Source organism: Mammaliicoccus sp. N-M50, from assembly GCF_022386995.1.
GTDB classification, from domain to species: Bacteria; Bacillota; Bacilli; order Staphylococcales; family Staphylococcaceae; genus Mammaliicoccus; species Mammaliicoccus sciuri_A.
The window spans coordinates 1-318 of the sequence record NZ_JAJNJA010000033.1 but is presented as its reverse complement, the minus strand read 5'-3'; the positions used below and the strand labels follow the sequence as shown (position 1 = coordinate 318).

General features: G+C 43.4%; 1 rRNA gene. It reads left to right on the top strand.

The window, feature by feature from the left end:
* Nucleotides 1-117: 117 nt before the first annotated feature.
* Nucleotides 118-318: ribosomal RNA gene (locus LQ622_RS14925) — 16S ribosomal RNA — on the top strand; the annotation flags it as partial.

Here is a 318-nt window from a genome sequence, read left to right as displayed (position 1 = left end):
ATGAACATTGAAAACTGAATGACAATATGTCAACGTTAATTCCAATAATTGAGTACTGAAAGTACTTCAGAGTGATTGGCTTAACCAATCAAAAATGAGCTTATCAAGCTTACTTCTTTTATGGAGAGTTTGATCCTGGCTCAGGATGAACGCTGGCGGCGTGCCTAATACATGCAAGTCGAGCGAACAGATGAGAAGCTTGCTTCTCTGATGTTAGCGGCGGACGGGTGAGTAACACGTGGGTAACCTACCTATAAGACTGGGATAACTCCGGGAAACCGGGGCTAATACCGGATAATATTTTGAACCGCATGGTTC